The following is a 2,045-nucleotide window of genomic DNA, read 5'->3' on the forward strand; positions in this document are numbered from 1 at the left end:
GCCGTACCCGATGACGAATTCGTTCGGGATGTCGAAGCCGATGTAGCGGCACTCCACGTGCACCTTCGCGGCATCCGGCTTGCGCAGCAGCGCGAACACCTCGACCGACGCAGCGCCACGGGACTCGAAATTCTCGAGCAGCCAGGACAGCGTGAGCCCGGAGTCGATGATGTCCTCGACGATGAGCACATGTCGGCCGTGGATGTCGGAGTCGAGGTCCTTGCGGATCTGCACCACACCGCTGGACTTGGTCCCGGTCCCGTACGACGACACCGCCATCCAGTCCATCTCCATCGCCGTGGGCAGCGCCCGGGCGAAGTCGGCCATCACCATGACGGCGCCCTTGAGGACGCCTACGAGCAGGAGATCCTTGCCGGCGTAGTCCGCGGCGACCTGCGCCGCGATCTCGTCGAGCTTGCTCCGGATCTGCTCCTCGGTGACGAGGACTTCGGTGATGTCGCTCTGGATCTCGGCCGCACGCATGAGGCGAGTCTAGGGGCGGGCGCCTGGGAGCCTGGTGACGGAGCGACGTCCCTCAATGGTGCTTGCGCGTGATCGGCTTCAGTCGGGCGGCGGTCTCGTCCCAGAGTTGGGCGAAGGCCGCCGCGGCCTCCGTGCGCGGCGCGAACGCGGCGAGAGGTGCCCGCTCCGAACCCATGCGCTCGACGTGGATCGTGCTCGGCACCACGACCTCGGTCATCTCCTTCTCCGTGGTGGGAAGGTCGGCGATCGCCGCGCGGTGTCCCGTCTTGCGCCGATCCGCCATGGAGATGAACCCGATGATCCTGGGCGGCTTCTTCTCCGAGCGCACGACATCGCGCACCTGCTGGAGGGAGCGCGCCGACAGCGGCGATGGCTGCAGTGGGAGCACCACGACATCCGCGGCGGTGATGACGTTGTGGGCGAGCAGTGACGCGCCCGGGGGGCAGTCCAGGATGACGACGTCGTACTTGCGAGCGAGCGGCCCGAGCACCATCGCGAGGCGCCGCGTCGAGTGCTTCGCCTGGTCGAGGGCATGCTCGAGGTCGCGGTAGCTTTCGTCCGCCGGCAGCACGTCGAGGTTCTGGTAGCCGGTCTCGCGAACCACCTGGCCGATCTTCGTCTTGCCTCGGACGAGCGCCTCTGCTCCGCCCTTCAGCTTGGGCCTGACGTCGAGCAGCCACGTCGACGCGGCCTGCGGGTCGAGATCCCACAGCAGCACCCGGTAGTGCTTGGCCGCTTCCCACGCGAGGTTGACTGCGGTCGTCGTCTTGCCGACTCCGCCTTTGACGCTGTACACCGCGACGACCTTCACGGGCACACCCTAGTTCAGCCCTCTCCTCTGGGCGAGGGCGAGGAAGAAGCTCGAGCCTCAGCCGGCGGCGGTGAAGAGGAGCCGCGCACCCGTGCGGCCGGCGCGGCAGCCCGGGAGGTCGATCGGGCCCTGGCCGGTCCATTCCGTCACGAGGCGTGCGACTTCGAGCGTCTGCGCACGGGTGAGACTCGCCCCGAACTCCGCCGCCACGACATACCGGATGATGCGGTGCCGCAGCGCAGCCGGATTGGCGGCCAGCGCCGGGACCGAGACCGAGATGCCCGCTTCGGCATGCTCGACGAGGTCTTCGATGGTCTCCTCGATCATCTCGTCGAACGCCGCCGCGTCTTCGCGCAGCTGCTCAGCGGTCCGGGCCAGCGCCTCTGCGATCCCCGGACCCAGCTCCTCTTCCAGGACCGGCAGGACGCGGCCGCGCACGCGTGCGCGCGCGAATCGAGGGTCGGCGTTGTGCGGATCCATCCAGGGCGCGAGCCCCTCAGCGGCGCATGCGGTGCGAGTGGCTGCGCGCCGCACCCCGAGCAGCGGCCGGAGCAGGTCGACCCCCTTCACGAGCCGTGAGACGGGCGCCATGCCCTGCAGACTCGCCGCGCCGGAACCCCGCGCCAGCCCGAGCAGCACGGTCTCGGCCTGGTCGTCGAGCGTGTGGCCGGTCAGAACGGCGACCGCTGCGAGGGCGGATGCCTCGGCAGCGAGAGCCGCATAGCGCGCGCTGCGGGCGGCGGCCTCGGGG

3 protein-coding genes are annotated in these 2,045 nt (G+C 69.7%); all 3 read right to left on the minus strand.

Going from position 1 to position 2,045, the window contains the following annotated elements; all coding sequences use genetic code 11:
- A partial coding sequence (gene hpt, locus AC1DVT_RS19785) for a hypoxanthine phosphoribosyltransferase (RefSeq protein WP_477391057.1) occupies positions 1-483 on the minus strand: 483 nt, incomplete at its 3' end.
- 52 nt (positions 484-535) lie between these two features.
- Entirely contained in the window at positions 536-1,294 is a 759-nt protein-coding gene (locus tag AC1DVT_RS19790; protein ID WP_477391058.1) for a ParA family protein, read from the minus strand.
- Between the two features lie 57 nt (positions 1,295-1,351).
- Positions 1,352-2,045, minus strand: a 694-nt coding sequence (tilS, locus tag AC1DVT_RS19795; RefSeq protein WP_477391059.1) for a tRNA lysidine(34) synthetase TilS, incomplete at its 5' end; no start/stop codon positions are given.

The organism is Microbacterium sp. P2_F9 (assembly GCF_056403635.1).